The sequence below is a fragment of the Croceicoccus bisphenolivorans genome, from assembly GCF_001634625.1.
Lineage (GTDB): Bacteria > Pseudomonadota > Alphaproteobacteria > Sphingomonadales > Sphingomonadaceae > Croceicoccus > Croceicoccus bisphenolivorans.
Genome location: NZ_LRSE01000010.1, coordinates 104,592 through 130,583, shown reverse-complemented (window position 1 = coordinate 130,583; position 25,992 = coordinate 104,592). Strand labels below are relative to the sequence as shown.

General features: G+C 62.8%; 29 protein-coding genes. 17 read left to right on the top strand and 12 right to left on the bottom strand.

Annotated features, from left to right (window positions below; translation table 11 throughout):
* The 8 genes from trbL (at position 1) to A7A77_RS12155 (ending at position 7,267) form a co-directional block, all read left to right on the top strand.
* Positions 1-1,323, top strand: a complete 1,323-nt coding sequence (gene trbL, locus A7A77_RS12185; protein WP_066558442.1) for a P-type conjugative transfer protein TrbL — start codon at positions 1-3, stop codon at positions 1,321-1,323.
* Positions 1,324-1,329: 6 nt separating this feature from the next.
* On the top strand, positions 1,330-2,010 hold the full coding sequence (gene trbF / locus A7A77_RS12180) for a conjugal transfer protein TrbF (protein ID WP_066558440.1): 681 nt from the start codon (positions 1,330-1,332) through the stop codon (positions 2,008-2,010).
* On the top strand, positions 2,010-3,008 hold the full coding sequence (gene trbG, locus A7A77_RS12175; protein WP_066558439.1) for a P-type conjugative transfer protein TrbG: 999 nt from the start codon (positions 2,010-2,012) through the stop codon (positions 3,006-3,008). Before trbF ends, trbG begins: the two co-directional genes overlap by 1 nt.
* The gene (locus A7A77_RS12170) at positions 3,005-4,177 is read left to right on the top strand and encodes a TraB/TrbI/VirB10 family type IV secretion system protein (protein WP_066558438.1); all 1,173 of its coding nucleotides are present in this window, start codon (positions 3,005-3,007) and stop codon (positions 4,175-4,177) included. Before trbG ends, A7A77_RS12170 begins: the two co-directional genes overlap by 4 nt.
* A complete protein-coding gene (locus A7A77_RS12165) occupies positions 4,174-4,410 on the top strand; it encodes a DUF2274 domain-containing protein (protein ID WP_066558432.1) in 237 nt (78 codons plus the stop codon). Before A7A77_RS12170 ends, A7A77_RS12165 begins: the two co-directional genes overlap by 4 nt.
* A gap of 318 nt (positions 4,411-4,728) precedes the next feature.
* Positions 4,729-4,866, top strand: coding sequence for a hypothetical protein (locus A7A77_RS18165; protein ID WP_160734390.1), 138 nt, complete (start codon positions 4,729-4,731; stop codon positions 4,864-4,866).
* Between the two features lie 47 nt (positions 4,867-4,913).
* Complete coding sequence (locus A7A77_RS12160) at positions 4,914-5,534, top strand: lasso peptide biosynthesis B2 protein (RefSeq protein ID WP_066558430.1); 621 nt, start codon at positions 4,914-4,916, stop codon at positions 5,532-5,534.
* A 140-nt stretch (positions 5,535-5,674) separates the two neighbouring features.
* On the top strand, positions 5,675-7,267 hold the full coding sequence (locus A7A77_RS12155) for an asparagine synthase-related protein (RefSeq protein WP_066558428.1): 1,593 nt from the start codon (positions 5,675-5,677) through the stop codon (positions 7,265-7,267).
* Here A7A77_RS12155 and A7A77_RS12150 read toward each other — a convergent pair.
* The 3 genes from A7A77_RS12150 to A7A77_RS12140 form a co-directional block, all read right to left on the bottom strand.
* Entirely contained in the window at positions 7,264-9,390 is a 2,127-nt protein-coding gene (locus tag A7A77_RS12150) for an Atxe2 family lasso peptide isopeptidase (RefSeq protein ID WP_066558425.1), read from the bottom strand. The genes A7A77_RS12155 and A7A77_RS12150 overlap by 4 nt on opposite strands.
* Positions 9,390-11,552 carry a TonB-dependent receptor plug domain-containing protein gene (locus tag A7A77_RS12145; RefSeq protein ID WP_172799902.1) on the bottom strand — a complete coding sequence of 721 codons (2,163 nt, stop codon included), beginning with the start codon at positions 11,550-11,552 and terminating at the stop codon, positions 9,390-9,392. The genes A7A77_RS12150 and A7A77_RS12145 overlap by 1 nt, the downstream gene beginning before the upstream one ends.
* Positions 11,553-11,848: 296 nt before the next feature.
* Positions 11,849-12,433: a sigma-70 family RNA polymerase sigma factor gene (locus A7A77_RS12140; protein WP_082836098.1), complete on the bottom strand. Its 585-nt coding sequence runs from the start codon at positions 12,431-12,433 to the stop codon at positions 11,849-11,851.
* 392 nt (positions 12,434-12,825) lie between these two features.
* Here A7A77_RS12140 and A7A77_RS18255 point away from each other — a divergent pair, with 392 nt between their 5' ends.
* From A7A77_RS18255 to A7A77_RS12115, 6 genes are all read left to right on the top strand, one after another.
* Positions 12,826-13,152, top strand: coding sequence for a transcriptional regulator domain-containing protein (locus tag A7A77_RS18255; protein ID WP_202389122.1), 327 nt, complete (start codon positions 12,826-12,828; stop codon positions 13,150-13,152).
* Positions 13,133-13,648 carry a DNA -binding domain-containing protein gene (locus tag A7A77_RS12135; RefSeq protein WP_066558423.1) on the top strand — a complete coding sequence of 172 codons (516 nt, stop codon included), beginning with the start codon at positions 13,133-13,135 and terminating at the stop codon, positions 13,646-13,648. The genes A7A77_RS18255 and A7A77_RS12135 overlap by 20 nt, the downstream gene beginning before the upstream one ends.
* A 243-nt stretch (positions 13,649-13,891) precedes the next feature.
* Positions 13,892-14,644, top strand: coding sequence for a LuxR family transcriptional regulator (locus tag A7A77_RS12130; RefSeq protein WP_066558421.1), 753 nt, complete (start codon positions 13,892-13,894; stop codon positions 14,642-14,644).
* Positions 14,645-14,768: 124 nt separating this feature from the next.
* On the top strand, positions 14,769-15,380 hold the full coding sequence (locus A7A77_RS12125) for an acyl-homoserine-lactone synthase (RefSeq protein WP_066558415.1): 612 nt from the start codon (positions 14,769-14,771) through the stop codon (positions 15,378-15,380).
* On the top strand, positions 15,377-16,243 hold the full coding sequence (locus A7A77_RS12120) for a phytanoyl-CoA dioxygenase family protein (protein WP_066558412.1): 867 nt from the start codon (positions 15,377-15,379) through the stop codon (positions 16,241-16,243). The genes A7A77_RS12125 and A7A77_RS12120 overlap by 4 nt, the downstream gene beginning before the upstream one ends.
* Positions 16,240-16,833, top strand: a complete 594-nt coding sequence (locus tag A7A77_RS12115) for a GntR family transcriptional regulator (protein WP_066558410.1) — start codon at positions 16,240-16,242, stop codon at positions 16,831-16,833. The genes A7A77_RS12120 and A7A77_RS12115 overlap by 4 nt, the downstream gene beginning before the upstream one ends.
* Before the next feature lie 175 nt (positions 16,834-17,008).
* Here A7A77_RS12115 and A7A77_RS12110 read toward each other — a convergent pair whose 3' ends face one another.
* The 4 genes from A7A77_RS12110 to A7A77_RS12095 are packed head-to-tail and all read right to left on the bottom strand — an operon-like array spanning position 17,009 to position 19,156.
* Positions 17,009-17,428, bottom strand: coding sequence for a DUF6691 family protein (locus A7A77_RS12110; protein WP_066558407.1), 420 nt, complete (start codon positions 17,426-17,428; stop codon positions 17,009-17,011).
* Positions 17,425-17,871 (bottom strand): YeeE/YedE family protein, encoded by a 447-nt coding sequence (locus A7A77_RS12105; protein WP_066558405.1) that lies wholly within the window; start codon positions 17,869-17,871, stop codon positions 17,425-17,427. Before A7A77_RS12105 ends, A7A77_RS12110 begins: the two co-directional genes overlap by 4 nt.
* Positions 17,871-18,800 (bottom strand): MBL fold metallo-hydrolase, encoded by a 930-nt coding sequence (locus A7A77_RS12100; protein WP_066558403.1) that lies wholly within the window; start codon positions 18,798-18,800, stop codon positions 17,871-17,873. The genes A7A77_RS12105 and A7A77_RS12100 overlap by 1 nt, the downstream gene beginning before the upstream one ends.
* Positions 18,797-19,156, bottom strand: coding sequence for an ArsR/SmtB family transcription factor (locus tag A7A77_RS12095; protein WP_066558399.1), 360 nt, complete (start codon positions 19,154-19,156; stop codon positions 18,797-18,799). Before A7A77_RS12095 ends, A7A77_RS12100 begins: the two co-directional genes overlap by 4 nt.
* 204 nt (positions 19,157-19,360) lie before the next feature.
* Between A7A77_RS12095 and A7A77_RS12090 the strand changes: the two genes are divergently transcribed.
* Positions 19,361-20,701 (top strand): dihydrolipoyl dehydrogenase family protein, encoded by a 1,341-nt coding sequence (locus A7A77_RS12090; protein ID WP_066558396.1) that lies wholly within the window; start codon positions 19,361-19,363, stop codon positions 20,699-20,701.
* On the opposite strand, the gene A7A77_RS12085 is transcribed toward A7A77_RS12090, so the two are convergent.
* Positions 20,698-21,102, bottom strand: coding sequence for a MerR family transcriptional regulator (locus tag A7A77_RS12085; protein ID WP_066558394.1), 405 nt, complete (start codon positions 21,100-21,102; stop codon positions 20,698-20,700). The two genes, A7A77_RS12090 and A7A77_RS12085, sit on opposite strands and share 4 nt — an antisense overlap.
* Before the next feature lie 67 nt (positions 21,103-21,169).
* On the opposite strand from A7A77_RS12085, the gene A7A77_RS12080 reads away from it, so the two are divergent.
* Both A7A77_RS12080 and A7A77_RS18465 read left to right on the top strand, forming a co-directional pair.
* On the top strand, positions 21,170-21,565 hold the full coding sequence (locus A7A77_RS12080; RefSeq protein ID WP_066558392.1) for a hypothetical protein: 396 nt from the start codon (positions 21,170-21,172) through the stop codon (positions 21,563-21,565).
* Entirely contained in the window at positions 21,565-21,792 is a 228-nt protein-coding gene (locus tag A7A77_RS18465) for a GDCCVxC domain-containing (seleno)protein (RefSeq protein ID WP_082836096.1), read from the top strand. Before A7A77_RS12080 ends, A7A77_RS18465 begins: the two co-directional genes overlap by 1 nt.
* On the opposite strand, the gene A7A77_RS12075 is transcribed toward A7A77_RS18465, so the two are convergent.
* The 4 genes from A7A77_RS12075 to A7A77_RS12060 all read right to left on the bottom strand — a co-directional run bounded on the left by A7A77_RS12075 (position 21,770) and on the right by A7A77_RS12060 (position 25,844).
* Complete coding sequence (locus tag A7A77_RS12075) at positions 21,770-22,999, bottom strand: tyrosine-type recombinase/integrase (RefSeq protein ID WP_066558389.1); 1,230 nt, start codon at positions 22,997-22,999, stop codon at positions 21,770-21,772. The two genes, A7A77_RS18465 and A7A77_RS12075, sit on opposite strands and share 23 nt — an antisense overlap.
* A gap of 127 nt (positions 23,000-23,126) precedes the next feature.
* Entirely contained in the window at positions 23,127-23,825 is a 699-nt protein-coding gene (gene trmB / locus A7A77_RS12070; RefSeq protein WP_066558387.1) for a tRNA (guanine(46)-N(7))-methyltransferase TrmB, read from the bottom strand.
* Between the two features lie 136 nt (positions 23,826-23,961).
* Complete coding sequence (gene ctrA / locus A7A77_RS12065) at positions 23,962-24,657, bottom strand: response regulator transcription factor CtrA (RefSeq protein WP_047819465.1); 696 nt, start codon at positions 24,655-24,657, stop codon at positions 23,962-23,964.
* 239 nt (positions 24,658-24,896) lie between these two features.
* Positions 24,897-25,844, bottom strand: a complete 948-nt coding sequence (locus A7A77_RS12060; RefSeq protein WP_066558385.1) for a tetratricopeptide repeat protein — start codon at positions 25,842-25,844, stop codon at positions 24,897-24,899.
* Positions 25,845-25,992 lie beyond the last annotated feature (148 nt).

Genomic DNA, 25,992 nt, shown 5'->3' with positions numbered 1-25,992 from the left:
ATGGGCGGGACCGGCGTCGTCGATCGCTTCCTGGCGGTATTTTCGCGGTACATCGACAGCGGCTTCGGGCTGCTTTCGGGCGAGGTCGCCTTCATCGCGACCACGCTGATCGTGATCGATGTGACGCTGGCTGCCCTGTTCTGGAGCTGGGGCGAGCAGGACGACATCATCGCCCGCCTCGTCAAGAAAACGCTCTTTGTCGGCATCTTCGCCTACATCATCGGCAACTGGAGCGCGCTCGCGAACATCGTCTTCAACAGCTTTGCCGGGCTCGGCCTCAAGGCCAGCGGCTCCGGGCTCGGGGCTGCCGACCTCCTGCAGCCGGGCCGGGTCGCGCAGGTCGGCATCGATGCCGCCTGGCCACTGCTCGAATCCATGGAAGACCTGCTCGGCTATGTGAGCTTCTTCGAGAACTTCCTGCAGATCGTCATCCTGCTCGTCGCATGGGCGGTGGTCATCATCGCCTTCTTCATCCTCGCGATCCAGCTGTTCGTCACCCTGATCGAGTTCAAGCTGACGACGCTTGCGGGTTTCGTGCTCATTCCTTTCGGCCTGTTCGGCAAGACAGCCTTCATGGCCGAGCGCGTGCTCGGCAATGTGGTCTCCTCGGGGATCAAGGTGCTGGTGCTCGCCGTGATCATCGGCATCGGCTCGACCCTCTTCGCCGAGTTCACCGGCGCCATTCCGGGCGAGCCGACGATCGAGGATGTCCTGGCCATCGTGCTCGCCAGCCTGACGCTGCTCGGCCTCGGCATTTTCGGCCCCGGCATCGCCAACGGGATCGTCGCGGGCGGGCCGCAACTGGGTGCCGGCGCGGCAGCCGGGACTGCCCTTCTCGCAGGTGGTGCGGCGGTTGGCGGCGTCGCCGGGGCCAAACTGGCCGGCGGTGCGGTTGCCAGCGCCGCCTCTTCGGTCGCGCGCGGCACCTCGCGCGCCGCCGGCGGTGCGACCATGGCCTATGCCACGGGTTCGGCGGGCAGGAGCGGCGGAGCAGCTGTGGCGGGCGGTATGGCCGGTGTCGGGCGCGCCGCGGGCGGCGCGGCGATGTCTCCGCTGCGCGCCGCAACCGACAGTGCCCGAGGCAATTTCCGGGAGGGTGCGCGCTCGGCGGTCGGTCACATGGGAGGGCGTATCGTGCCTGCCCCAGGTTCCCCGCCGTCCGATAGCGGACAGGCAGCGAGCAGCGACGGCCCGCCATCCTGGGCCAGATCCATGAAGCAGCGCCAGAGCCTCGGCCACTCCGCATCGCTCGCCGCGCACACCGTGCGCGCCGGCGACGGCCATGGCGCAGGCGCCTCGATCGACACACGAGAAAAGGACTGACGGCAAATGTTCAAACGCCCTTCGATCCGGTACGGCAAGACCCCGCAGGCAGAGACGCCATACCAGCGCGCGGCGCAGGTCTGGGATGACCGCATCGGTTCGGCGCGCGTCCAGGCGAAAAGCTGGCGCTTCGCGTTCTTCGGGGCACTTGGTCTCTCGGCCATCCTGACCGGCGGTCTCATGTGGCAGAATGCGCGCGGAACGATCGTCCCCTGGGTCGTCGAGGTCGACAAGCTGGGCGAAGCGCGCAGCGTTGCCCCCGCCGACGCCGGCTTTACGCCCGGCGATACCCAGATCGCCTTCCATCTCGCGCGCTTCATCGAGAACGTCCGGTCCATTCCCGACGACGCGATCGTCGTGCGCGAGAACTGGCTGCGGGCCTACGACTTTGCGAGCGATCGCGGCGCGCTCGCGCTCAACGAGTATGCGCGCGCCAACGATCCGTTCGCTGTGGTCGGCCACGAACAGGTGGCGATCGAGGTCACCAGCGTGATCCGCGCTTCGCCGAAGAGTTTCCGCGTCGCCTGGGTCGAGCGGCGCTACCGCGACGGCGCGCTTGCCGAGACGAGCCGCTGGACCGCGATCCTGGGGATCGCGGTCCAGCCACCGCGCGATCCAGATGCGCTGACGCGCAATCCGCTGGGAATTTTCGTCACCTCTATCAACTGGTCAAAGGAGCTCGGCTGATGTCCCGCCCGCAAACCTTCATTCGTTCCAGCCTCGTCGGCGTTCTCTCGCTTGCAGCCGCCGCGCCCGCGTCGGCGACGCCTGCCCCCCAGTCGCAGGCCGCTGCGGCGGCGTTGAGCGCCATCGTTCGATTACCGCCGAACGCAGGCCATCGTGTCGCTGGCGCACGCCTCCTTCTTTCGCGGCAGTCCTCCCCCGCTGCCGCGCGCCGCTCCCCTGCCTCCGATCCCGCCCCCGATCCTCAGGAGCAGGTTGGAGCGGCGAACGATTCCGCCCGGGTCCAGCCCGACAATGCCGGATTCCAGAATGCCATCCAGCGTTATGCCTATAACGAAGGCGCCCTGTTCCAGGTCTACACCAAGCCGGGGCAGGTGACCGACATCGCTTTGCAGGAGGGTGAGACACTGGTCGGACCCGGGCCGGTTGCCGCAGGCGATACGGTGCGCTGGATGATTGGCGACACGATCAGCGGTAGCGGTGCGACTGCCAGGGTGCATATTCTCGTCAAGCCGACCCGGCCCGATATCGCGACCAATCTCGTGATCAATACCGACCGGCGCACCTATCATGTCGAGTTGCGCGCCAACCCGCGCATCTACATGGCCTCGGTCAGCTGGATCTATCCGCAAGACGAGTTGATCGCGCTGCGCAAGGCGGAAACCGAAGCCACACGGACCGCTCCGGTCGCCGAAGGATTTGCGCTCCAAGACCTGAATTTCGCCTATCGCTTGTCCGGCGACCGTCCGGACTGGCGACCGGTCCGCGTCTTCGACGACGGACGGCGCACGCTGATCGAGTTTCCGCCCGACATCGCGCAGGGCGAGATGCCACCTTTCTTCATTATCGGCGAAGACGACGGGGCCGAGCTCGCCAACTACCGGGTATCGGGCCGCTACATCATCGTCGATCGCCTGTTCGACAAGGCCGAACTGCGCCTGGGCGCCGGCCGCGGGCAGGTGCGCGTCAGGATCACCAACCGTGCGCGCGGGTCGTCATGAGCGAGGAGCCTCTCGACCGCCAACCGGACAATGCGGAGTCGATCGTGAGACTGCGCGGGGAAGGGCCGCGCGTGGTCCGGTTGTCGCGCAAGGCCATTGGCATCACCAGCGCCGCCGGTCTGGCCCTGGTCGGCGGCGCCTTGCTGTTCGCGCTCCGGCCGGCGTCGCACGAGCAGGGCGAGGAATTGGTGAATACCGAAAGCACTGCTGTCGCGGACGGCCTCGCGTCGGCGCCCCGGGACTATACGCAGGTGCCCAGGCTCGGGCCGCCCTTGCCCGGCGACCTCGGCAAGCCGATTCTCGATGCGCAGGATCGCGGCGCTGTCGCCGCGCTTCCGCCCGTGGGCGCTCGGCCGGCTTCGCAATCGCCAGCGATCGCCGCGCGGGAGGCCGCGCGTCAGCGCATCGCGCAGGAGAGCGAAGCTGCGAGAGCCAGCCGCCTGTTCTTTGGCGGCGGGGCTCAGCCCGCCAGTCTCGTGCAAACGGATGTCGCTAGCGGGCTCGGGTCAGCCCCGGGTATCGGTGCTGACGCGCCACCGGCCGCGCGCGCATTCCTCGACCGGCCGGCCGAACGCAGGACGGCTTCGATGCAGCAACTTGAGGCGGCGCCGACTGCAGCCGTCCTGCAATCGGGTTCGATCATTCCCGCGGCGCTCATTACCGGGATCCGGTCCGACCAGCCCGGGCTGGTGACCGCGCAGGTGACCCAGAACGTCTATGACAGCGTGACGGGACAACGCTTGCTGATCGGGCAGGGCGCGCGGTTGATCGGTGATTACCAGTCCGATGTCGGCTTTGGCCATCGCCGCGTGCTGCTGGCCTGGAACCGCCTGATCCTCCCCGATGGTCGTTCGATCGTGCTCGAGCGCCAGCCTGCCGCCGATCCCGCCGGATATGCGGGGCTCGAAGACCGGGTGGATTACCACTGGGGCGGGGTGCTGAAAGCCGCGCTGGTCTCGACGATACTCGGCATCGGCGGCGAACTCGGGGCAGGTGGGGACAGCGAACTGGTCCGCGCGCTGCGCCGCGGCAGCCAGGACAGCATCGGCCGGGCTGGTGAGCAGGTCGTTTCCCGCGAGCTCGATGTTCGCCCGACGCTCACCATCCGGCCCGGCTACCCGGTGCGCGTGCTGGTTACGCGCGACATTGTGCTGGAGAGTGGGTCATGACCCGTTTGAAGATGTCCGATATCACCGATGAAAAGCCGGTCCGGCTGTCGGTCGAGATCCCTGCACGCCTGCATCGCCAGCTGGTCGATTACGGCACCATCCTTAATGGCGGAGCGGTCAAGGACGCGCCGCAACCAGCCGCGCTGATCGGGCCGATGCTCGAACGCTTCATCGCCAGCGATCGTGAATTCGCGAAGGCCCGGCGCCGCGCTGCTGGGCGCGAGAAAGAATAGAAGGTCCGCCAGCAATGAATTGCCTATTTTCTCGATACTGCGCGTAAAGGTCTTGCGAACAAGTTCTTTGCTTCGGCGGTGTTTCCGTCATATATTTAGGCCGGGAACTCAAATTCCCTGCGACCGGGCATCGATACGCATGTCCAAGCCGCAAGCCAAAGGTATCGAGGTACTTGCCAACGAGTGCTTCCATTGCCCGGTCGCACCCTTTGGGCCGGGTGCCGATTATAATTACATTATAAATTGGAATGATCGTCTTTGTCGAACCAGTCTTGGTTGGCGGCATTTGGAGTCGCGATTTTGACAAGGAGAAGATCAATGAAAGAACCACAAGCAATCGAAGAGCCGGTGGTGGAACTCGGACAGGCGTCCGTCGAAACCAAGGGCAATGCAATCTTCGATGTCGATCTGAGCACCGGTCCCTCCCGTTATGCGATGGGAATGGCCGACGACTGAGCCGATCGGGCGCGCGCGCCTGCGCGGTGCGCGCGCCACCCGCCGTCATGGTACATCCGGACCCTGATCGCGACGCTTTGGCGTGGCGTGAGATCGATGGACAGCTGATCTTCCTCGACCTGGCCGCGGACCGGTATTTTCGTCTTGGCCGAGACCAGAACCATACATTTCTCGACATGGTCGCACGAAGCGGACGCGAGCGCTGGCGCCAGCCGCCGGATTTCCCGCGGCCTTTGAACTGGGCACCGCCGACCCGGACATCGCAGGCTATCGAGTTCGGCGCATTCAGCCTGTCCGAGATTGCCCACTCGCTCTGGACGCAGCGGCGTGTCGAACGGCGAATTGCGACTTCGGGCTTCCATTCCGTTCTCAGCGAGACCCGGCAGCTTCTTGCGCGCCGGGGTCGCCCCCGCAGCGATTCTGCGATTGCGGATCGTATCGTCCGCTCCTTCGAACATGCCCGCATTTTGCGCACTGCCGCGAACCGGTGCCTGCCGCGATCCATTGCGCTGGCCGTTCGGCTCGCGGCCCGTGGCGCCCCTGTGAACGTCGTCATCGCCGTAAAGCTCGCGCCGTTTGCGGCCCATTGCTGGGCGCAGGCGGACGACGTGGTGCTCAACGACAGCGTCGAGGAGGTGCAGCGCTATACCCCGCTGCTGGTGCTGTGAGCAGCCCCGGATTCGCACTCGCAGTTCCGCTCACCGACAGTGCGCTACTTTCCGCTCGCCCACGGCTGCATTCCGATCTCGGGACGCTTCGCGCAGATGAGCCGCGGGTTTGGCTTGGCGGCGGCATGCCAGTGACCGACATGGGCTCCAGGGGGATCGTGATCGGTACGCTTTTTTCCCGTCCCAACGGGGCGGCCTGCCGTTCGATCGTGTTCGACCGGGAGATGGACGAAGACGCACAGAGCATGGCTCGTCGTCTGCTCGATCAGTGTTGGGGTGCCTACATCGCTGTATTGACTGACCCTGACGAGCGCAGGGCATCCGTTCTCGTCGATCCTTCTGGACTGCTGCCGGTGTATTCGGTCACTACCGAGAACCACGTGGTGATATCCTCTAACGTTCGGGTGCTCGAACGATGCACGCATGTGCACCTGCGGGTCGACTGGAAGGACGTCCATGCGTTTCTTTGCCGACCCGAGCTGCGCTCGCGCGCCACCTGTCTGGAAGGCGTGCGAGAGGTACCGCCCGGCAGCCTGACCACCATCTTCGGACGCTCGATATCGGAAAAGCTCCTCTGGCGACCCGATGCCTTCATGCCTGTCGCCCCCCATCCCTCGTTCGGCGATGCGGCCAACCAGCTGCGCGAGACGGCGATTGCCGTGATTGGCGCCTGGGAAAGATCGCTGGGGCCAGTCACCGTGGCCGCATCGGGGGGCGTCGATTCCTCGTTCATCTGCGGCGCACTCCATTGTGGCGGTGCGGCGTTTTCATGCGTCACGGCCGCCACCGCCGATCCCAGCGGCGACGAGCGACCAGCCGTCCGGCGTCTGGCCGAACACCTCGATGTCCCTCTCGCGGAAGGCATCTACGACCCTGCGCTGTTCGACCCTCTCGAAAATGCCTCGGGCGCCTTGCCTCGCCCTTCGCGCAAGTCCTTTCTCAACGGCGTCGACCGGTTGTTTGCCAAGGCTGCCGATGACCTCGGCGCGGTTACGATCATGGACGGCAACGGCGGTGACAATCTGTTCTGCTATCTACACTCGGCAGCACCGATTGCCGATCGACTGCGAGCCGAATTCACACTTGCGGGCTGGGCCTCGACATTCCTCGACAGCTGTCGCGTAACTGGCTGCGATGTTCCCGAAATGGCGACAGCGATCTGGCGCAGGATGACGAGGCCCGCTGGTTTCCCGCCATGGCCTGCTGACGCGCGTCTGCTGTCACGTCCTGCGCCGGACTTCGAAAGTGCCGAACCGGTAGCGCCCTGGACCAGGGTTCCCGTCGGGCCGCACGGCGGCAAGCATGATCACCTGGCGCTGATCATGCGATGCCAGCACCATCTTCACGGACTGACATCACCCATGTCGCGCTTTTCGCCCTTGATGAGCCAGCCGCTCATGGAATTGTGCCTCGCTATTCCGGCCTGGTTATGGTGCGAGGGCGGATTGAATCGCTCTGTGGCGCGGCGCGCTTTTGCGGATGCATTGCCACCCTCGATCCTCACGCGCACAGCCAAGGCCGGCCCCGATAGCTACATCCGCGCGATTTTCGACCGGAACCGGCAGGCTGTCAGGCACTCCCTGATGGACGGCATTCTCGCACGCCAGGGCCTGCTCGACCTGCCGGCCGTCGAAGAGGCCCTGGGGATCGACGCTTACACCGGAGATTCGATTATCTACCGGTTGCTCGACCTTGCCGAAGCCGAACACTGGGCTCGGGCGTGGCAGGATTAGGACCCGGGCGAGCAGGTCAACTCGGCCCGTGTTGGAGCGCCTTCCATCGTCAGCCACCGGTCGTATTGCCGGTCGCGCTCGGAGACACAGTTTCTGCGCTTCATGAGCCAGAACTCGAGCCATTCGGTGGTCCGTTCGTAGACCGCACTGCGATGGGCAGGCTGCCATTTGTAGTGCGTCTCATCCTCGAACACGTGAAGCTCGATCGGCTTGCCCTTGTGGCGGTAGACCTCGACCACATCGAGGCCGCCCTCATATTCGCTGTCGGCATTCTGGATGAGGATCGGGACATCGACGCGGTCCACGTTGAGGATCAGCGACATCGGGCGCCAGAATTCCTCCGCGCCGTCCTCGAGGAACCGGTAGCCGATGCTCCGGGTGAATGCACTGTAGGCGGGCCCGGCGGACAGCACGTAGCTGTACATGTCCTCGCAGCACGATCCGAGGCTGGCGACCTTGTATCGAGGCGAATTGATCAAGGCGAACTGGGCCGACGAGACCCCATCGCTCCAGCCGGTGAGGCCTATGCGACTGGCATCGACAGTGCCGGTCCCGATCGCGTGATCGAGCGCGATATCGAGCGAGGACTGGACATTGCGCCGGTCGAGCCAGTCGACCCTGTTGGCGCTCAGCAGTTCGGTCGCGGTTTGCGCTTGTGCGACAGCGGGGGCGAGGTCGGGCTTGGCGAAACTGAGAACGGCAAAACCGCGAGCAGCCAGTGGCTGTACGGGGACTTCGTCCCCCGAGCCTCCGCGCAGGAACCCGTGGCTGATATATTGGACGACGACCAGCGGATGGCGTTGACCCGGCTGATGATCGGGAGGCAGCACGAGATCGGCATAGCTTTCCACACCATAGGCATTGCTGAACCGGAAACGCTGGACCGAACCAAGGTCGAGCGAGGAAACCAGAGGATTGGGATCGTGAATCAGTCGCGCCTCGCCATTGTCGAGGCCGATCCCCACCAGCCGTCGCGGGGTTGTCGCTCCTTCGCGCGCGCAGATGATCTCGTCTGCGGCCAGAGCGCATCCGATCAGCATGTCGTCGCTGACCATCAGGCGGCGCGGTACACTGGCACCGATATCCCAGCGCAGGATTCCCATGCTGCTCTGCCCCCAGCCTGTCTTCTGGACGGCGAAGAGCGCGCGTTCGGAAGGCGACCACCACATCCGCATGATGCCTTCGCACAGCTTTGCAGGGCAGCTGATCCGGGTGTCCGTCGGATCGGACAGAACCAGCCGCGTCGGAGAGATATAGCGGTCGGGAAACTTGGGCTCGAGCCACGCGGCCCATCCTTCGGGACCGGCGACGTAGCCACGCGCCCGCTCGGGGAGACCTTGCGGTCCTTCCGGAGACAGCACGGCTATCTCTTCTGGCGTGGAGCTTCGGGATTCCCCTGTCGCGAGATCGATGGTGGTGTATTCCGTCGCGATTGCTTCCCGCGGGATCGGGCGGGACGTGAATTGCGGCGAAATGCTCTCGTCGTAGAGGAAGCCCCGGCGCGCCTGCTGCGCGATTCCCAGCGCCGCCCGTCTTATTCCGGGCCTCGTGGCGACGACGAGCGCTTCGCCGCCGCCGAGCCAGGCGAACGCATCGACATCGTCGGGGAGGGTGGTGACTTGCCGCGCGTCCGTTCCTCCCGCGCTGTCCGCCAGCCAGACCTGGTTCGACCCTTCGATCCGTTTGAGATAGGCGATCGATTGTCCGTCTGGCGACCAGCGCGGCGTGTTGACCTTGGCCCAGCCCGCGGTGACCGACGGAAATTCGCGCAGCCGAAAATCGTCACGGAGATATTCACCGCCCCGATCGAGCTCCCGCGGTGCCTGGCTCCTGTCGAGCGGCATGACCACCAGCCGCTGGCAATAGCCGTTGGTCTCGGCATTGCCGCGCCGCACGGCGAATGCAATCTGCTTCATATCTGGCGAGAGACCGAAGGCGCTTGGCGTTTCGTTGGGATCCGCTCGCCCGATATCGGCAAGTTGCACCAGGTCTTCCGCCGTCATGCCGCGCTTGCCTCGAAGCCCCGGGCTGCTTTCGAAAGCCTCGCAGGGGTCGGCAAGCGACCGGGGCGGCTCGGCGACGGGAATGATCGAGAAGGACAGGGCAGCAGCCAGGAAACCCATCACCAGTGCCTCCTGATACCGAAGGCGATGAAGCGGCCGATTGGCGAATAATTGGTCGAATCATACGGTGTGTCGTTCGGCCCGGTAATGGCGATGACCTCGGGCTCGTCATCGAAGACGTTCTGGATGGTAAGCGAAACCTCCAGGCCCGGATCCCTGTCCGCGCCTTCGATAATCTCGTAACTGAATCCGAGATCGAGAGTTGCGCTCGGTGCAATCCGGCTTTCTTCGGCAAATCGTCGATCTCTCAAGGCTCCGGTGTAGTTGAGCGCGGCATTCGCCTTGAACGCGCCCGTTTCGTAGCGGGCGGTCCCCCGGGCGCGGATGCGAGGAGGATTGAACACTGTTCCCGAAAGCTGCACCTTGGGGAGCGCGGCGGTCAGCTGCTGGTCGCTGTCGAGCCAGCTGCCGGCGAGCTCGAGCGACATGGAATCGTCGCCGCGCAGCCTGCGGGTCCATGAGATGCGCGCATCGATGCCTTCGATCTGCTGGACCGCGACGTTGATATTCCGGTTGTCGACCAGGGCGACCACGTTGGCAGCATCGTATTGCGAGCCGGAAAAGTTCTGCAGACCCAACTGGGCTCCGGAGATGAGTCCCGCCAGCAGGTCGGCCTGCGGCGAGAAATCGATCAGGCTGGCGAAACCAGGATCGCGGAAGGCAGCGGCAATCGATCCGGCAATCGGCTGCACGACCCTGTCGCTGTAGCGAATATCGTACCATGTTGCCGAAACGAGCAGGCCGGGGACGCCGGCCGGCTCAAGCTCGACCCCGGCGGTCCAGCTGCGTGCACGTTCGGACTGGATATCCGGATTGCCGCCGCTGGTGAACAGGACGGTGTCCGGACCGGAGCCCGCGCCAAAAGCTACAGCGGGGAGCAGGAATGCCTGATAGGGCGTAAACTGCTGAAACAGCGTGGGCGCCTTGAAGGACCGCGACCAGCTTGCCCGGAAGGTCAGCCCGGCGACAGGCGAATAGATCGCACCGAGGCGCGGCGTGGCCAGCTGATCGAGGTCCGGGTAGTCCTCATAGCGCAGCGCGGCCGAGAGACTGAGCCGTTCGATCCCGGAAATATCATTGCTGCCCGAAATGATGGGGAGAAAGAGCTCCCCGTAAGCGAACCGGCTGCGCCGGGTGATATCGAAGGCCGCCGAGGGACTGGCATTGATTTCCCGCGAGAAGTCGAGACGATTGTTGCGAAATCCGGCGCCTACCGCAAGCCTGGCGGCCCCGCCGGGAAGCGTGAACAACGGACCCTCGGCACCGATCTCTCCCGAAGCGATGGCGTTGCAGAAGCAGCCTGTCGTGACCGTTTCCGCGCCATTTTGCGTGGAATTTGTCTGGAAATGCGTTCGATCGCGCCCGAACACGCCAAGCGCCGTCGCCATCCAACCCGAGCCGAGCTCGATCTCGAGCGAAGGGGCAAAAGTGATCGCTTCGACATCCGGCTCGGACACGAACCGCGCCGCCGGCGTGCCGCTGACGATTCTTGAGCTACGTGTGGAATAGAGCGCATCGAGGCGCGCGGTCACACCGGACGCGACCATCTGGTGCCCGGAAAAGATTGCCGCGTGGCGACGCTGCGAAGGATACAGCGAGGTCTCGGGATCGAGCGATGCCGCATAGGAGCGCTGGCGCGCAGCGATCCTGGAGTTGTTGGAAAAGTCGTAGGCGAGCAGGAAACCGCCACTGCTCCAGCGCGTGCCTCCGACGATGTCAGCCTGCTGGCGGAAGTAGCCCCCGTCGGTGCTCGCTCCAATCTGCCCCGAAGTGGTGATGCCTTCGAAGTCTCGCCGCAGAACGACATTGACGACCCCTCCCACGGCGTCCGAGCCGTAAATAGCCGATGCCCCGTCCGGTACGATTTCGATCCGGTCCACCGCAGGCAGGGGTATGGCGGAGATATCGACACCCTGGAGCGCCGAATCGTATGGCAGGCGGTGACCATTGAGGAGGGTCAGCGTGGCGTCTGGACCAAGGCCCCGCAAATTGGCGCTCGACGCCGAGTTGACATTGCTGTTCGCATTGCCCGCACCGAAGCCGATCCCCGGGTTTTGACCCCCTGAGAAATTCTGCGGCAGCGAGCGGATCGCTTCCCCGAGATCGACTTGACCTGCTTCCACGATGGCCTCTCCATCGAGCGAAATGACCTCGCCGACCACCCGCGCGCCGCGAATGCGGGTACCCGTGACGACTATGGTGTTTCCTTCATTCTCGCCCTGCGAGGCTTCCGTGTCGTCGGGTGCGGGGCCGGGCTGTTCGCCCGCCTGTGCACGAAGCGGCGTGGCAAATACGACGAGAGCCGTCCCCGCGAGGAGGGCTGGCAGCCCCCTTGATTTCAGCATCATCCTGATCTCCCTGTTCAATCGCGACGTGCCGCTCTGGCTTCGCCGTTGCAGGGGTTGACGCATGGATGGGCCGGCACCCTAGTTGCACATGAAATTAAATTGACCGGGACTCAGACGTCCTCGGCGGCCAGCTCGCGCCGCAGGTGAGCGAGAGCTCTCGTCATGTGGTATTCGACCGTCGACAACCCGACACCGAGTTCGAGATGAATTTCCCTGTAGGATTTCTTCTCGAAGCGGCTCATCGCGAACACCCGGGCGGTCTTCGCCGGGAGTTCGGCCAGCGCTTCCTCGAGAAGCTGTTTGGTCTCCGCCGCGTGTAACCGGTCTTCCTGGCAAGGTAGACTGGTGCCATCGCCATTCTCGGTGAGCGACAGGGTCACGATCCGGCACCGACTCCTCCGGGCGAAGTCGATTGCCAGGTTCCTCGCGATACAATGCAGGAAACCGCCCGGATTGCGCAGTTCATTCAGTTGCGCGCTCCCAGCGGCACGCAGGAAGACCTCCTGCGCAAGATCGCTGGCGTGCTCGTGACCGACCTTGCGCTTCAGGTAAGCCAGCACTCCGGCACGCTCATCCCGGTAGAGAGCTTCGAGCAGGCGGCTGCGCGGAAGCGATGCCCGTGTGGTTTGCGGTGACGAGGGCGAGGAAAGCGATTGTGTAGCGTGGTGCCGGGATCCGGCAGCGAAATCGGTCATGCTCAGCGGGAGCAGGCGACCGCACTCGTCGGCTCGTCAGCATGAGCCGGATGCGGAGTCCAGGTCTTTGCCGCCGTTCGGGACGCCGCGACGTCCCTTGACCGGATCGGCCGCCGGGCCTTGGCCGGACCGGCGTGCATGATGTCTGGCGGAACTGTCCACGCGTCCGTTGCCAGCAATTCGGTGCGCGCCAACCAATCGTGCCCAAACGCGATTGATCATGCAAGGCGCTACTACTCCATACCGGAGGTGTCCGCAGGCAAGCTCTGCGCGTCCGACCTTCTTCGAAACGTCGTGCCCGCATCACCATTTCTGGGGAGGCGGCTGCCCGGATAGGAGAATGCCGGGCGCAAAACCGTTGCGGTAGCAGGACCATCGAAAGGAGGGGCTCCATGGTCCGCATCCCCGAATGGCAAAGGCGCTTCGACGGTTTCGATTTTTCGGACTTCGCGCAGGAATTCCTGCGGCGCAATCCGGACTATCGTGCCCAGTTCGCCCGCTTCCGCCGTGCGGGTGACGGCAAAACGCAAGCTCTCGCCAGCCGGCGAAGCGCGCGTTCATGGGGCCTCGAATTTCCTCGTGGATCCCGCATCCGGAGCCGATGTCTGTCCGGCATTATGGCGCCCCGAAGACAATCCGAGCGTCGTTGTGGTCGCATCTTCAGCCGTGTGTCGGACGGAGCTCGCGTCCGCGTTTCACATGCGATCGCTGCTGGTTGAAGCGGAAGCCGGCGCAGATCGGCACCTGGTGCTGGCGGGAAAACACACGCGCCACCGTCTCGTGGTGACCCCGCCGGCCGCTCGCGATGGCTATATCGTCCCGGCCGATCACTCGATGTCCGTTCGACTGGCGGCGCTCAGCGCGCTTCATGAGCATCCGCGCAGTCGGCAGGCCATTGCAGCTCGCGCTGCGCTGACACCCTCACCCTATCTCAGACATCGGCTGGTTCTCCTGCTCGCGATTCTCGACAGGCTCGACCCAGCTTCAGGTGAACCCGCAACGGTTCGGCAGATCGCGCGCGATCTGACCTTTCCCGGTCGGGATTACGATCGCGCGATTGAATGGAAGTCATCTTCCGACCGGCGCCAGACCCAGCGTCTTGTCGCCGAAGCGCGGCGCATGACAACGACGGGCTATCGTGATCTCCTGAGCGGCTCCACGCGGCTGGCCTCGCGCACTGAGCGCTGCGACGGAAGCGATGAGGGCCGCGATTAGCAATCGACCGGAGGCCCTTTCGAAGGGCGTGGGCATTCCCGCTACTTTCCAATCTTACTGTTTAAGCTATCGTTTTCTGCGGTGTCGGGTCTTGTGTTCGGTATCGCCACAAACCGAACCTTCAGGGGGGCGCGCAACAGCAACTGCCGGTGCCGATGGCATGGAACCATTGGTGAGGCATACAGCAGGCGATCGAGCGGCGGTGTGTTGGATTGCACCCTCGTCGGTCGAACAGGCCGGACTATGTATGCCTACTTCGCAGAGGAGTTCGCTACTGAACTCATAAATGTACAATCGGACACCGAACTGAGTGGGGCTCTTGCCGAGGTATCGCGGCGCCTCGGTTTCGACCATTTTGCCCTTAGTCTCGAATTGCGCTCGGGATCGCGCGAGGCGCCGGGCTTGCTTCTGCACGATTATCCCGATGAGTGGGCAAAGGTCTATGTGGCGTTTGATCTGGCGGGCCAGGATCCCGTCCGGCGCGCTTGCGACAAGAGTTTTATCGGCTTTGCATGGGATATGCTGGAGGAGATGATTCCGCTTACCCGCGGGGACCGGCAGATGCTCGCCGTCGGGAAGGAATGCGGAATCGGCGACGGCTATACAGTGCCACGACACCTGCCCGGGCTCGCGCGCGGAACTTGCACCTTTGCCGTGTGTCCGGACAGGGATCTGCCCCGTTGTCGCCTGGCCCTTGCCGAGATCGTCGGCACGCTCGCGCTCAGTTGCGCCCTTGCCCTTGGTCCCTCTCGTAGCACGGAAACCGTTCCCGTGCTTAGCGATCGCCAGCGCGAGTGTCTGTTGTGGACCGCGCGCGGCAAGACCGCCGCCGAGACCGCGATCATACTGGGTATCGGCACCGAAACCGTCATCCAGCATCTCAAAATGGCCCGCGAACGCTATCAGGTTCATTGCAAGCAGTCGCTCGTGGTCGCAGCTCTTTTCGATGGGCTGATCGGATTTGCCGACATTATCCGGTGGCGAGACACGGGCTGAATTCCGCCCATGCAGTTGGGACGCTTCGCAATTCCGCGGAAGCTTACATCCCCTGTTCTTGGTATGTCGAAGCGGAACCAGATCGATCAGTTGCTACCTGTCTTTTCAATCACAGGCAGCAACAATGCAGAACCATACCAGTCCCGCCGATCCGGTGCTCCGGACCATGTTCGCGGCCCGTAAGCGGGTCTTCGTCGATCTCCTCAAATGGGATGTCCCCGTGCTCGAAGGAGTCTACGAAATCGACCAGTTCGATACGAGCGAAGCGTCCTATGTCATTCTCACCGATGACAAGGACAGTCACCGCGCATCTGCGCGGCTGCTCAAGACCGACAGGGCGCATATTCTCGGCGAGCTGTTTCCATCTCTTTGCGATGGCCCCGTCCCGGTGCGCGAGGACTTTCGCGAGATCACCCGCTTCTGCATCGAGCCGACACTCTCGCGTCTGGAACGCCGGGCCGCGCGGGACGAACTTGTAACCGCGCTCGCGGATCACGCGCTGATCGCCGGAATCGCCGCGTATACCGCGGTCGCTACGCCGAACTGGTTCCGCCAGATTGCGAAATTTGGCTGGCGATGCCGTGCGCTCGGACCCGGCAGCCGAATCGGCGGTGAAAACCTTATCGCGCTCCAGATCGATATCGATGCGGGCACGCCTGCGGATCTCGCCTGCGGTGGTGTCTACCGCCAGGGATCCTATCGCGTGGCCGACTACCAGCTGGAGATCGCGGCATGACTGGGGCAGCGCATTCGCCCTGGCTCGACCAGATCAGAAAGCAGGGTTATTGCATCATCCCCAACGCTCTGCCGAGTGCAATCCTCGCAGCGCTCGATACGGACCTCCAGCAGACCTACGCAAAGACGCCTTTCGGTGATGGCGAGTTCTATGGCTACAAGACGAAGCGGTTTGGGAGTTTGCTGCGCCGCTCGCGCTGGGCGGGAGACCTGGTCCTTCAACCACTCATCCTCGCGCTTGCCCGTGAAATTCTGGGCAAAGCCTGCGAACGCATCCAGCTAAATGTCGCGCAGGCGATTGCAGTCCATCCCGGCGAGATCGAGCAGTTCCCGCATTGCGACCACGACATGTGGGCAGGGGAGAAGGGCACGCATGAATATCTGCTCAATGTCATGTGGCCCCTGACCGAATTTACGGCGTCCAACGGCGCGACGCGAATATATCCCGGCACCCACAGGCAGAAAATTGAATCGCTAGACCAGCTCGGCACGCCAATCGCGGCCGAGTGTCAGCCTGGCGATGCCATTTGCTTTCTCGGATCGACGGTGCACGGAGCGGGACCTAATCTGACCAGGCACGTGCGCCGTGCGGTGGTGATCGGTTACAGTCTTGGCTGGCTCAAGCCCTACGAGAATCTTTGGCTCGCCTATCCGCCAGAAGTCGCGCGGGAATTTCCCGCAGAACTTGCCGAGCTTGCGGGCTATTGTCAGCACCGGCCCAATCTTGGCAATTACGAAGGCCAGTGCCCATCTATCTTGCTGCGCGACGATATTGCCGAGTTTCCGCGGGCGACCGATGCGCTTCGCGACGACCAGAAAGCCGCGGTGCGCGAATTTGCCGAGGCGCAGCGCGGCGAAAAGTGAGCCCTGCCCACGTCCTTGAGCCCACCTATCAACGCCTCAAGCGTGCGCTGATGGAGGGAACCTGGGCCAATGGGGCCAAGCTCGAGGCAATGCGGCTTGCCGACGATTTCGGCGTCAGCATGACACCGGTGAGGGACAGCCTGAACCAGCTGGTTGGCGAGGGGCTGGTCGACCTCACCCCTGGCGACGGCTTTCGGGTGCCGGTTCTGACCGAACAGGGTTTGCGGGATGTCCTCCGCGTAAATGCGGTTTTGCTTGAAACAGCGAGCGATGAAGTTTGGCGAATCCCGAACGCGCGCGATCTCGAAGACTGGCCTGACGATTATGCTGGCCGCATGGCAGCGGTGTTTTTGGTACTTGCAGCCGGGTCGGGCAACCGGTGCCTGGCGGTCCTGATCGATCGGATCAGTGATCGGCTGCACCGGGTCCGGATCCATGAACCCGACGTATTGCCCGACGCTGCAGAAATCCTCGCTGAAATCGAGGCGAGTCTGCGAGGCTCGCGTAACGAACGGCTGCGCGCCTTGCGGCGTTACCATCGCAGATGCGAGGAGCGGGTTCCGCAATTGGTCAGTCGCCTGTCGGGATAGTTTTCCGAAACTCAATTCTGTGCCGCTTTCAACGTGCCCATCGAACCGAATGCACCGCCGCCCCGAGATCGTTCGTCAGAACCGAGCCATTGTAGGTTCGTCCCCATCCGAGAATGGGAAGATAGCGCGCAAGCAGGCTGGGCTCGGCCATAGCTTCGACTACTCCTGCAGCGCTTTATGACTGGGGTTCCATCAAGCGAAAGATCAGCATTCCGGCCAGCATAGCCATCACGAAGACTGCTGCCTTTGCAGGCTCGATGACGAGCGCTGCAAAGCCCGGCCCGGGACACAGGCCTGCAATCCCCCAACCGGTGCCGAACAGCGCCGCGCCGCCGATCAGGCGGGGGGTCAGGTCGGTCCGGTCGGGAAGAGCGAATGTCGTGCCAATCAAAGGCTGCGCCATGCGCGCCTGAATCCGCCAGGCGATCGCCATCACGATAACCGCGCCGCCCATCACAAACGCGAGGGTGGGGTCCCAGTCCCCGAATATGTCGAGAAAGCCGCGCACACGCGCTGGGTCGACCATGCCGCCCAGTGCCAGCCCGGCACCGAACAGGCTGCCTGACAGGAGAGCCACTAGCCACGAGCGGGTCATGACAGCACTTCCAGCCCCAATGCATTCATGATGGCGACGGTTGCGATACCAGCTGCCATGAAGGTTGCCGTGGCGACGATCGAGCGCTGCGAAAGCCGGCTGACACCGCATACGCCGTGGCCGCTGGTGCAGCCGCTGCCGATGCGCGTGCCGATGCCGACCAGGAGGCCCGCCGCCACAAGTGGAAGGTACCCGGCAAAGCTGGCCTCGATACCGCCGGTAGTCCAGGCAACCAGCAAGGCGCCGAGTGGCAGGCCTACAACAAACGCCCACGCACCGGACCGGGGCATACCGTCCCCGCTGATACCGAAGGCGCGCGCGGCGATGCCGGACACGCCGGCAATTCGTCCTGCACCCAGCAACATCAGCGCGGCGGCCAGGCCGATCAGCACTCCACCAAGCAATCCGGCGAGCGGGGCGGCATCGGGAAATCCGGGAAGCATCACAGCTTGTTGACCGGCATCTTGAGGTAAGACGTGCCGTCGCTTTCGGGCGGCGGCAGATGGCCGCCGCGCATATTCACCTGGATGGCGGGCAGGATCAGGCGCGGCATTTCCAATGTCGCATCGCGCTGGGTGCGCATCTCGACGAACTGGTCCTCATCCACATCTTCGTGAAGATGCACATTGGCTGTGCGCTGCGCGAGCATGGTGGTCTCCCATACGAATTCCGTGCGATTGGGCGCCTTGTAATCATGGCACAGGAACACCCGCGTCTTGTCCGGCAGGCGCATCAGCCGGCGGACCGAGCGGTACAGCTTGCGCGCATTGCCGCCCGGAAAATCGGCCCGGGCGGAGCCATAATCGGGCATGAACATCGTATCGCCGATAAAGGCCGCATCGCCGATGATATAGGCCATGTCCGCTGGGGTATGGCCGGGCACGTGAAGAGCGATCAGCGGAATATCGCCGATCATCAACGCGTCGCCATCTTCCATCAGCCGGTCGAATTGCGATCCGTCACGCTCGAAATCGGTGCCTTCGTTGAACACCTTGCCGAACACGCCCTGCACGGTCACAATTTCGCGGCCGATGGCCAGTTCGCCGCCCAGCTTTTCCTGCAGATAGGGCGCGGCGGAAAGGTGATCGGCATGGGCGTGAGTTTCCAGGACCCAGTCGACGGTCAGACCTGCATCGCGCGCATAGTCGATAATTTCGTCCGCCGCTTCCAGGCTGGTGCGGCCCGAAGGCTGATCGAAATCCCAGACGCTGTCGATAATGGCCGCGCGCTTGGTCTGATCGTCGCTGACCACATAGGTCGCGGTAAAGGTCGGCTCGTGGAAGAAAGCCTTGACGTGCGGTGCTCGCAGATCGCCCGCAAGCACATCGTTCACCTGTTCGATGGCCTTTTCGATATTCGTGTCGTCGCTCATAGTGTTTCTCCGGCGTCGCCGCTCGGCTGGGGGGATTGGCCAAGCTCGGGGCAAAAGATGTCGTGCAGCAATTCGAGAACCCGCTGCGCATTCGGGTCGCACACACGGTAGAACACCGATTGGGCATCCTTGCGGGTCGCGACGAGATCGTCTTCGCGCAATTTTGCGAGGTGTTGCGACAGGGCGGACTGGCTCAGCCCGACGCTCTGCGCCAGATCGCCGACGGACAGCTCGCCAGCCTCGGCAAGGAAGCAAAGAACGAGCAGGCGCGACTCGTTGGCCATCAATTTCAGCAGGCGGCTGGCCTCGCCGGCCTGCCGCGTGAAATCCGTATCTGGAGACCCATTGTGGCTCATGATTTGCTCCGTTAGTATTCACTAATTTAGAATAATCTAATGTATTTTCAGGAGGGAGGGGTATCCGCCTCGCTTCGGTAGGGAAGTCATTTTCTGCAACCGACCATCTGTGTTCACGGGGGCGCTTCGTGCGACACGATTTTTCGATGGCGGCGTCGGAACCCGTAGCCACTCCAGCTTCATTGACCGGGCAGGAGAATCGATATGAACTACGATTTGATGGTAATCGGTACGGGGACGGCAGCCATGGTTTGCGCCCTGCGCGTTGCGAAGGCGGGTTGGAAAGTCGCGGTTATCGACGAGAAGCCATTCGGTGGCACCTGCGCGCTACGCGGCTGCGATCCCAAGAAAATGCTGGTGGCCGACGCAGAAGTGATCGACGCGAAACAGCGCATGACAGGTCACGGGGTGAAGGGGGATCTGCGCATCGATTGGCCCGACCTTATCCGGTTCAAACGCAGCTTTACCGACCCTGTGCCTGAAAAGCACGAGCGGCGGTATGAAGAGGCCGGCATCGTGACCTTGCATGGTACGGCAAAATTCACCGGGCCAAATCAGCTCTCCGTAGGCGACTATGAAATCGAATACCGCAAAATCCTGATCGCGTCGGGAGCCAGACCGATACCTCTAGCCATCCCAGGCGAAGAGCACCTGATCGACAATGAGGGCTTTCTCGAACTGCCTTCGCTGCCGAAGCGCATCGTTCTGGTCGGGGGCGGATATATCGCTGCCGAGTTTTCCCATATCGCTGCCCGTGCGGGAGCCGAGGTCACGATCCTTCAGCGGGGACCGCGCATGTTGACGCAGTTCGAACCCGAACTTGTGAACTGGCTCATGGATGCGTTCGACCGGATCGGTGTGCGAGTGATTACCGATACGGCGGTCGATGCCATTCGAAGATCGGGCGGAAAATATGTGGTTCATGCGAATGGCAAGGGCGGCCCGATCGAAGTCGTCGCCGATCTTGTCGTTCATGCGGCAGGACGGGCTCCCGCCATCGAGCGGCTCGATCTCGAAAAGGCCGGGATCGCAGCCGAACATGGAAAGCCGAAGCTGAACAAATTTCTGCAGAGCGTAAGCAATCCGGCCGTCTACGCTGCCGGAGATGCTGCCTCGAACGGGCCGCCACTCACCCCCGTTTCCAGCCATGATGCAAAAGTTGTCGCGGCCAATCTAGTCGAAGGCAATCACCGCGAACCCGATTACAAAGGGGCGCCGAGCGTGGCCTTCACTCTTCCGCCTATCGCCCGCGTTGGCCTCACCGAGGCAGAGGCGAATGAGGCGGGGCTGAGATTCCGGACAAAGTGCGAGCGGACCTCTCAGTGGTTCACCGCCAGGCGGGTCGCCGAACCTGTCTACGGGCACAAGACACTAATCGAAGAGGAGACAGGGACAATACTGGGCGCGCACCTCGTCGGACCCGGCGCAGACCAGGCCATCAATATTTTCGGACTGGCGATCCGCCATGGGCTCACCGCGGACGATCTGAAGACTACAATGTTCGCCTATCCAACCGGCGCGTCTGACATCGGATACATGGTCTAGGGCCGAGCGGTCTCCAGCATGTCGATGACTGCACAGTCGGGCACATGACCGCCCGAACACTGCTCGACGGTAGCGGTAAGATGCCGTTCCAGGCGAGTGAGATCGTCGATCTTGCGCCGTACTTCTTCGAGGTGATGAATTGCAATCTCGCGCACTTCGTCGCAGCATGCTTCGGCAGGACCGCCCAGGTCCAGAAGTGTCCGCACCTCCTTCGGCGCAAAGCCTAGCTCGCGCGCCCGCTTGATGAATTTGAGCGTGCGGAGGTGCCCATCGTCGAAAACCCGGTGTCCGCCTGCTGTACGATCCGGCGCACCGAGCATTCCGATCTTCTCGAAATACCGGATCGTCTCGATATGGACGCCCGTCTTGCGCGCCAATTCACCTATCGACAGGCGGCCCACGCCGAATCTCCTTGAACCTATATCTACTACAGGACGTACATACAGTTCGAATCGAGCGGAGGCAAAGATGACCGAGCAGGCTGTCCAATACGGTGAGGCGAAAAGCGTAAGCGATCGCGGGGTTGCTGGCGTTGGAATGCTGGCGAGTGCAGGGGCGCTTCTCTCTGCGGCTGCCTGCTGCGTCCTGCCGTTGGTCCTCGTTGCTGTCGGGCTCGGTGCTGGCGGGCTCGCATGGTTTGTTCCCTACCACTTGCCGCTCACAATCGCAGCCTTCCTAATCGTGGCCTTTGGGTGGTTCCTTCACGTGCGCCAACTGCGCATCTGCAGTGCTGATGGCTGTGAGAAACCTGCTCGCAGCAGCGCTGCGCGACTGACATTGCTGATTGCCACCGCGATGATCGTCCTGTCTGCGCTATGGGGCTTTATTGAACAACCGCTGATGCGTGCGCTTGGAGGAGCCTGATGCAGATTGTTTCGACGATCACGTGCCCCCATTGCCAAGCGGCCACCACCGAAACCATGCCGACCAACGCATGCTGGTTCATTTATGAATGCCAGCATTGCCGGAAAAGACTGCAGCCATTGGCAGGAGACTGTTGTGTATTCTGCTCTTATGGCGATGCCCCATGCCCCCCGATTCAGGAAGCGTGGGAAGATGGTGACGGTGCTACCTGCTGTCTACCGCAGTAGTGGTGGTCGCATCACGCAAGACACACACGAGATGCTTGTTCCAGTCATTAAGGGCATTGCGTTTTTCGTCTTTCCAATCGTGGCGCTGGTAAACTCCCGCCACGCCCGCACGTGAACCGCTTACATGGTTCAATACCGCCTCGGTAACCTCGAACCTTACACCTAAGCGCTGGAAATTCGTTGCGAGCGTCCGCCGCAAGTCATGAAGGCGCCAGGGAGGCAAAGGTTCGCCTTCGGCTTCCTCGATGGCGCTATCCAGCTTCATCTTGCCTTTATGGTAGCCGGTGAAGCCCGCTCCACTTGCAGTCGCAAACACTCTGCCCTTGCGCGGCCATTTCCCTCCACCTGCCAACCGATCGAGCTCGATCATGGCGAGTTCGTTCAATGGAATGGTGTTGAACTCTCTGTTTTTCGTGCGCCGGCCGGGCAGGGTCCATAGTCTTTCTGCTCTGTCGAGCTCCTGCCAGTGCATCCCGCAAACCTCTTCGCGGCGCTGTCCGGTCAAAATCAATAAGCGGACAATCGGCCCGAAACAGGGATGGCATTCGGGCGTGGCATACCAGATCATGCGCAGCTCCTTGTCAGAAAGCCAGCGATCCCGCGGCCTTACCGGCGGCGGCGTCTCCATGCCCTCAATCGGACTGCGATCGAGATCGCCGCGACTGATAGCCCAGCGGAACAGACGGCGCATCACTGCAAATACGTTCCGGCGATTGGCGACCTGCTCTTCCGGCATCTGGTCGAGAACGGATACGATATCTGCCCTGGTGATCGAAGGCAGCGGCTTCTTGCGTAGAACCGGCTCAAGATGAAGCCTGACCACTCGTTCGACCAGACGTCTCCATCCCTCGCCTTTGCAGGAATGGGTGAAATGCCGCGCGTAATTGTCGAAGGCGAGATCGACGGCCTCACGGCGCCTCTGCTTTTCAGCCTCCACTGGATCGACGCCTTGGCCGACGAGCAGGAGAAGGCGTTCGGCTTCCGAGCGGGCCGTCGTAGGTGTCCACGGAGACCCATGTGCGCCGATCGTATAACGCCGTGCGATTGTCTCGCGCCCGCCCATCCTGAATTGAAGGACGTAAGAGATATTTCCTGAAGGCGTAATCTTGGCGCCAAAACCTTTGAGATCAGTGTCCCAAACGAATTGGCTCGAGCTGCTAGCCTCGAGCGCATCTATCGATTTTTTCGTGATTTTTCCTGTTGCCATCCGGAACCTCGTGTCCTTCTTCTGGCAATCACCGGGTAATCACGCAAGCGGAAAAAGGAGCGAAATGGAGGCAATGCCAGCGTAGGAGGATTCAGCTAAGTACATTGTTTTACAAGGATTTCGCACTTTAGCGTCGTCTAAATCTAAAGTACCACACCTCGTGACCCAGCCTTCGCGCCTTGGCCTCGTAACGGGTTTCGGGCCAGCCGGAAGGGCGCGTCAGGAAATCGTCGGGCTTCTCGCACAGCCAGTCGAACAGGTCGGTATGCCGCTGCATCACCATCATCGCGTGTTCGACGTAAACCGGATGGTCCGTGCCGAATCGGAATTCGCCGCCGGGCTTCAGTTTCGCGGCGAATATCTCCACCGGCCCGTCGTTCATCATCCGCCGCTTTGCATGGCGCGCCTTGGGCCAGGGATCGGGATGGAGCAGGTAGAGAAAGGAAAGCGATCCGTCGGGCACGCGGGACAGTACTTCCAGCGCATCGCCGTGATGAATGCGCACATTGCCCAGCGTCCCTTCGCGCACGTGGACAAGCGCCTGCGCCACACCGTTGACGAAGGGTTCCGCCCCGATGAAGCCGTGGTCGGGCAGAAGATCGGCGCGAAAGGCCATGTGCTCACCGCCGCCGAAGCCGATTTCGAAATGCAGGGGGCGGTCGTATCCGAACAGGCGCTCTGCCGTGACCGGACCTTCGGCCGGAACCGCGATTTGCGGCAGGAGATTGTCGACCAACTCCTGCTGCCCGGCGCGCAGTGCCTTGCCCTTGGCGCGGCCATAGAGCCGGTTGAGCGTAGTCGGATCGCCTTCCTTGTGTGCAGTCATGGGGCGCAGCCGTTGGCGGCTTGCACTCCCCCGGTCAAGGACTTGTTGGCCGCGCGGCACCGCCGAACGAAAAAGGGCAGGCGCGTTTGGTGCGTGCGCCTGCCCTTTCAGGGAATATCGATTTGCGGCAGGCTGCTTAAGCGGCCTGCGCCTCCGCGCCCGGATCGCGCAGCACATAGCCGCGGCCCCAGACGGTTTCGATGTAGTTGTCACCGCCACATGCCGTCGCCAGTTTCTTGCGCAGCTTGCAGATGAAGACGTCGATGATCTTCAGTTCTGGCTCGTCCATCCCGTTATAGAGGTGGTTGAGGAACATTTCCTTGGTCAGCGTCGTGCCCTTGCGCAAGCTGAGCAGCTCCAGCATCGCGTATTCCTTGCCTGTCAGGTGCACACGGGCGCCGTCGACTTCGACCGTCTTGGTGTCGAGGTTGACCGAGAGCTTGCCGGTGCGGATCACCGACTGCGAATGGCCCTTCGAACGGCGGACCACGGCGTGGATGCGGGCGACCAGTTCGTCCTTGTGGAACGGCTTGGTGACATAGTCGTCCGCGCCGAAGCCGAACGAGCGCACCTTGCTGTCCATTTCCGAAATGCCCGAAAGGATCAGGACCGGCGTCTGCACCTTGGCGACGCGCAGCTTCTTCAGCACGTCATACCCGTGCATGTCGGGCAGGTTCAGGTCCAGCAGGATGATGTCGTAATCGTAGAGTTTACCCAGATCGAGGCCTTCTTCGCCAAGGTCTGTCTGGTAAACATTGAAGCCTTCGGTCGTGAGCATCAGCTCGATTGCCTTGGCAGTCGTCGGTTCGTCTTCGATCAGTAGGATACGCATGAGTGCCCCCTTTAACTCGTTCCTGTGACCGGCTCCGTTTCCCTCATCCCCAATCGAAGCCCGTGGCGTGAATCATTAACCATGAGCAGATTCGTTTAGAAAGGTTAATAAGTTCTGAAAATCGTTAACGATTCCGAATAGAGTCTTAAATGCAACAGGTTGCATGCCTGATTTATGCATTCTGCGCAGTGGCGCGGTAGCGGAATATGTAAAATTCCCAAGGACTTCCGATTCGCCGTTTACAGGCCCAGCGCGGCAGCCGCCTCGCGCAGGCGGCGCGATGTCGTGCCCTCGTTGCGGAACAGGCGCAGCGCCTCGTCCCGCGCTTCGCGGGCACCTGCCATGTCGCCAAGCTGCACGCGGCTGCGCATCAGCATGATCCAGCCGTCGGGGTTGAGCGGGTCTTCCTTCAGCTTGGCCGCAAGGCGGTCGACCATCCCGCGAATCATGTCCTGCTGTTCGGATGGCGACATGCTTTGGGCGGCCTGCATGTCCTCTTGCGTCGGGCCGGGAATACCGGCCGTTGCGGTTGCCGCCCCGTCCGTCTGGAAGCCGCCTGTTGCCGGCGCGAACTCCGCCTTTGCCAGCCGGTCGGCAACGTCGATGCCGTTGGCTTTGCCGACATCCGCGATCACTTGCCGCACATCGTTCGCCCACGGTGCATCGGCAGGCGTGTCGGCCAGCAGCGCAAACCACGCCTCGATCGCCTCGCCATGCCGCCCGTCGAGGTCCATCGCCACCGCGCGGAAATAGCGGGCACGCGGATCGCCGGGATCAAGCGCCAGCGCCTTGTCGAACGCGGCTTCGGCATCGGCGGGCAGTCCTTCCCCGTCACGGCTGGCCAATACCAGCGCTTCGCCCAGCATCGACCAGTATACGGCATTGTCGGGATCAAGACTGGTCGCGCGGCGGAACGCGGTCGCGGCTTCGGCATGGCGGCCGGTCTGGAAATAGGCCCAGCCCAGCATGCGCCACCCTTCCGCATCGTCGGGGCTGTCGGCCAGCCGCTTTTCAAGCCGCGCGATCACCTCGCTCACGGAAGGCTGGCCCTGCTCCGCCGCGCTTTCGGCCGGCATCCCGCTGTCGCCATCGCGGCTGATGGCAAACCCTATGGAGAGGGCCGCGACCAGTGCCGCGCCGCCCAGCGCCCAGCGCGCGATCGACCGAGTGCCCGTTCCGCCCGTCATATCAGCCCCCACCTCATCCTAGTATGTCCCGCAATGTTGCCGACAACCGGTCGTTTACTCGCCTCGCGCCACGCCGAAACCCCTGTGGAGACAATTTTTTAGGAGCCGTCCTTTATTCGTTCAGAAACCCTCTGTAGGCTTTCACGCG

Bases quoted from the DNA above. Each gene is read 5' to 3' on its own strand.
- A7A77_RS18465 (WP_082836096.1), top strand. From the start codon at position 21,565: ATGCAGATTGTTTCGACGATCACGTGCCCCCATTGCCAAGCGGCCACC.
- trbG (WP_066558439.1), top strand. From the start codon at position 2,010: ATGTCCCGCCCGCAAACCTTCATTCGTTCCAGCCTCGTCGGCGTTCTC.
- A7A77_RS12100 (WP_066558403.1), bottom strand. From the start codon at position 18,800: ATGAGCGACGACACGAATATCGAAAAGGCCATCGAACAGGTGAACGAT.
- A7A77_RS12125 (WP_066558415.1), top strand. From the start codon at position 14,769: ATGCAGAACCATACCAGTCCCGCCGATCCGGTGCTCCGGACCATGTTC.
- trbL (WP_066558442.1), top strand. From the start codon at position 1: ATGGGCGGGACCGGCGTCGTCGATCGCTTCCTGGCGGTATTTTCGCGG.
- A7A77_RS12060 (WP_066558385.1), bottom strand. From the start codon at position 25,844: ATGACGGGCGGAACGGGCACTCGGTCGATCGCGCGCTGGGCGCTGGGC.
- A7A77_RS12155 (WP_066558428.1), top strand. From the start codon at position 5,675: ATGGGCTCCAGGGGGATCGTGATCGGTACGCTTTTTTCCCGTCCCAAC.
- A7A77_RS12075 (WP_066558389.1), bottom strand. From the start codon at position 22,999: ATGGCAACAGGAAAAATCACGAAAAAATCGATAGATGCGCTCGAGGCT.
- A7A77_RS12095 (WP_066558399.1), bottom strand. From the start codon at position 19,156: ATGAGCCACAATGGGTCTCCAGATACGGATTTCACGCGGCAGGCCGGC.
- A7A77_RS12170 (WP_066558438.1), top strand. From the start codon at position 3,005: ATGAGCGAGGAGCCTCTCGACCGCCAACCGGACAATGCGGAGTCGATC.
- trbF (WP_066558440.1), top strand. From the start codon at position 1,330: ATGTTCAAACGCCCTTCGATCCGGTACGGCAAGACCCCGCAGGCAGAG.
- A7A77_RS12110 (WP_066558407.1), bottom strand. From the start codon at position 17,428: ATGACCCGCTCGTGGCTAGTGGCTCTCCTGTCAGGCAGCCTGTTCGGT.
- A7A77_RS12165 (WP_066558432.1), top strand. From the start codon at position 4,174: ATGACCCGTTTGAAGATGTCCGATATCACCGATGAAAAGCCGGTCCGG.
- A7A77_RS12130 (WP_066558421.1), top strand. From the start codon at position 13,892: ATGTATGCCTACTTCGCAGAGGAGTTCGCTACTGAACTCATAAATGTA.
- ctrA (WP_047819465.1), bottom strand. From the start codon at position 24,657: ATGCGTATCCTACTGATCGAAGACGAACCGACGACTGCCAAGGCAATC.
- A7A77_RS12140 (WP_082836098.1), bottom strand. From the start codon at position 12,433: ATGACCGATTTCGCTGCCGGATCCCGGCACCACGCTACACAATCGCTT.
- A7A77_RS18165 (WP_160734390.1), top strand. From the start codon at position 4,729: ATGAAAGAACCACAAGCAATCGAAGAGCCGGTGGTGGAACTCGGACAG.
- A7A77_RS18255 (WP_202389122.1), top strand. From the start codon at position 12,826: ATGGTCCGCATCCCCGAATGGCAAAGGCGCTTCGACGGTTTCGATTTT.
- A7A77_RS12135 (WP_066558423.1), top strand. From the start codon at position 13,133: ATGCGATCGCTGCTGGTTGAAGCGGAAGCCGGCGCAGATCGGCACCTG.
- A7A77_RS12090 (WP_066558396.1), top strand. From the start codon at position 19,361: ATGAACTACGATTTGATGGTAATCGGTACGGGGACGGCAGCCATGGTT.
- A7A77_RS12160 (WP_066558430.1), top strand. From the start codon at position 4,914: ATGGTACATCCGGACCCTGATCGCGACGCTTTGGCGTGGCGTGAGATC.
- A7A77_RS12080 (WP_066558392.1), top strand. From the start codon at position 21,170: ATGACCGAGCAGGCTGTCCAATACGGTGAGGCGAAAAGCGTAAGCGAT.
- A7A77_RS12120 (WP_066558412.1), top strand. From the start codon at position 15,377: ATGACTGGGGCAGCGCATTCGCCCTGGCTCGACCAGATCAGAAAGCAG.
- A7A77_RS12150 (WP_066558425.1), bottom strand. From the start codon at position 9,390: ATGGGTTTCCTGGCTGCTGCCCTGTCCTTCTCGATCATTCCCGTCGCC.
- A7A77_RS12105 (WP_066558405.1), bottom strand. From the start codon at position 17,871: ATGCTTCCCGGATTTCCCGATGCCGCCCCGCTCGCCGGATTGCTTGGT.
- trmB (WP_066558387.1), bottom strand. From the start codon at position 23,825: ATGACTGCACACAAGGAAGGCGATCCGACTACGCTCAACCGGCTCTAT.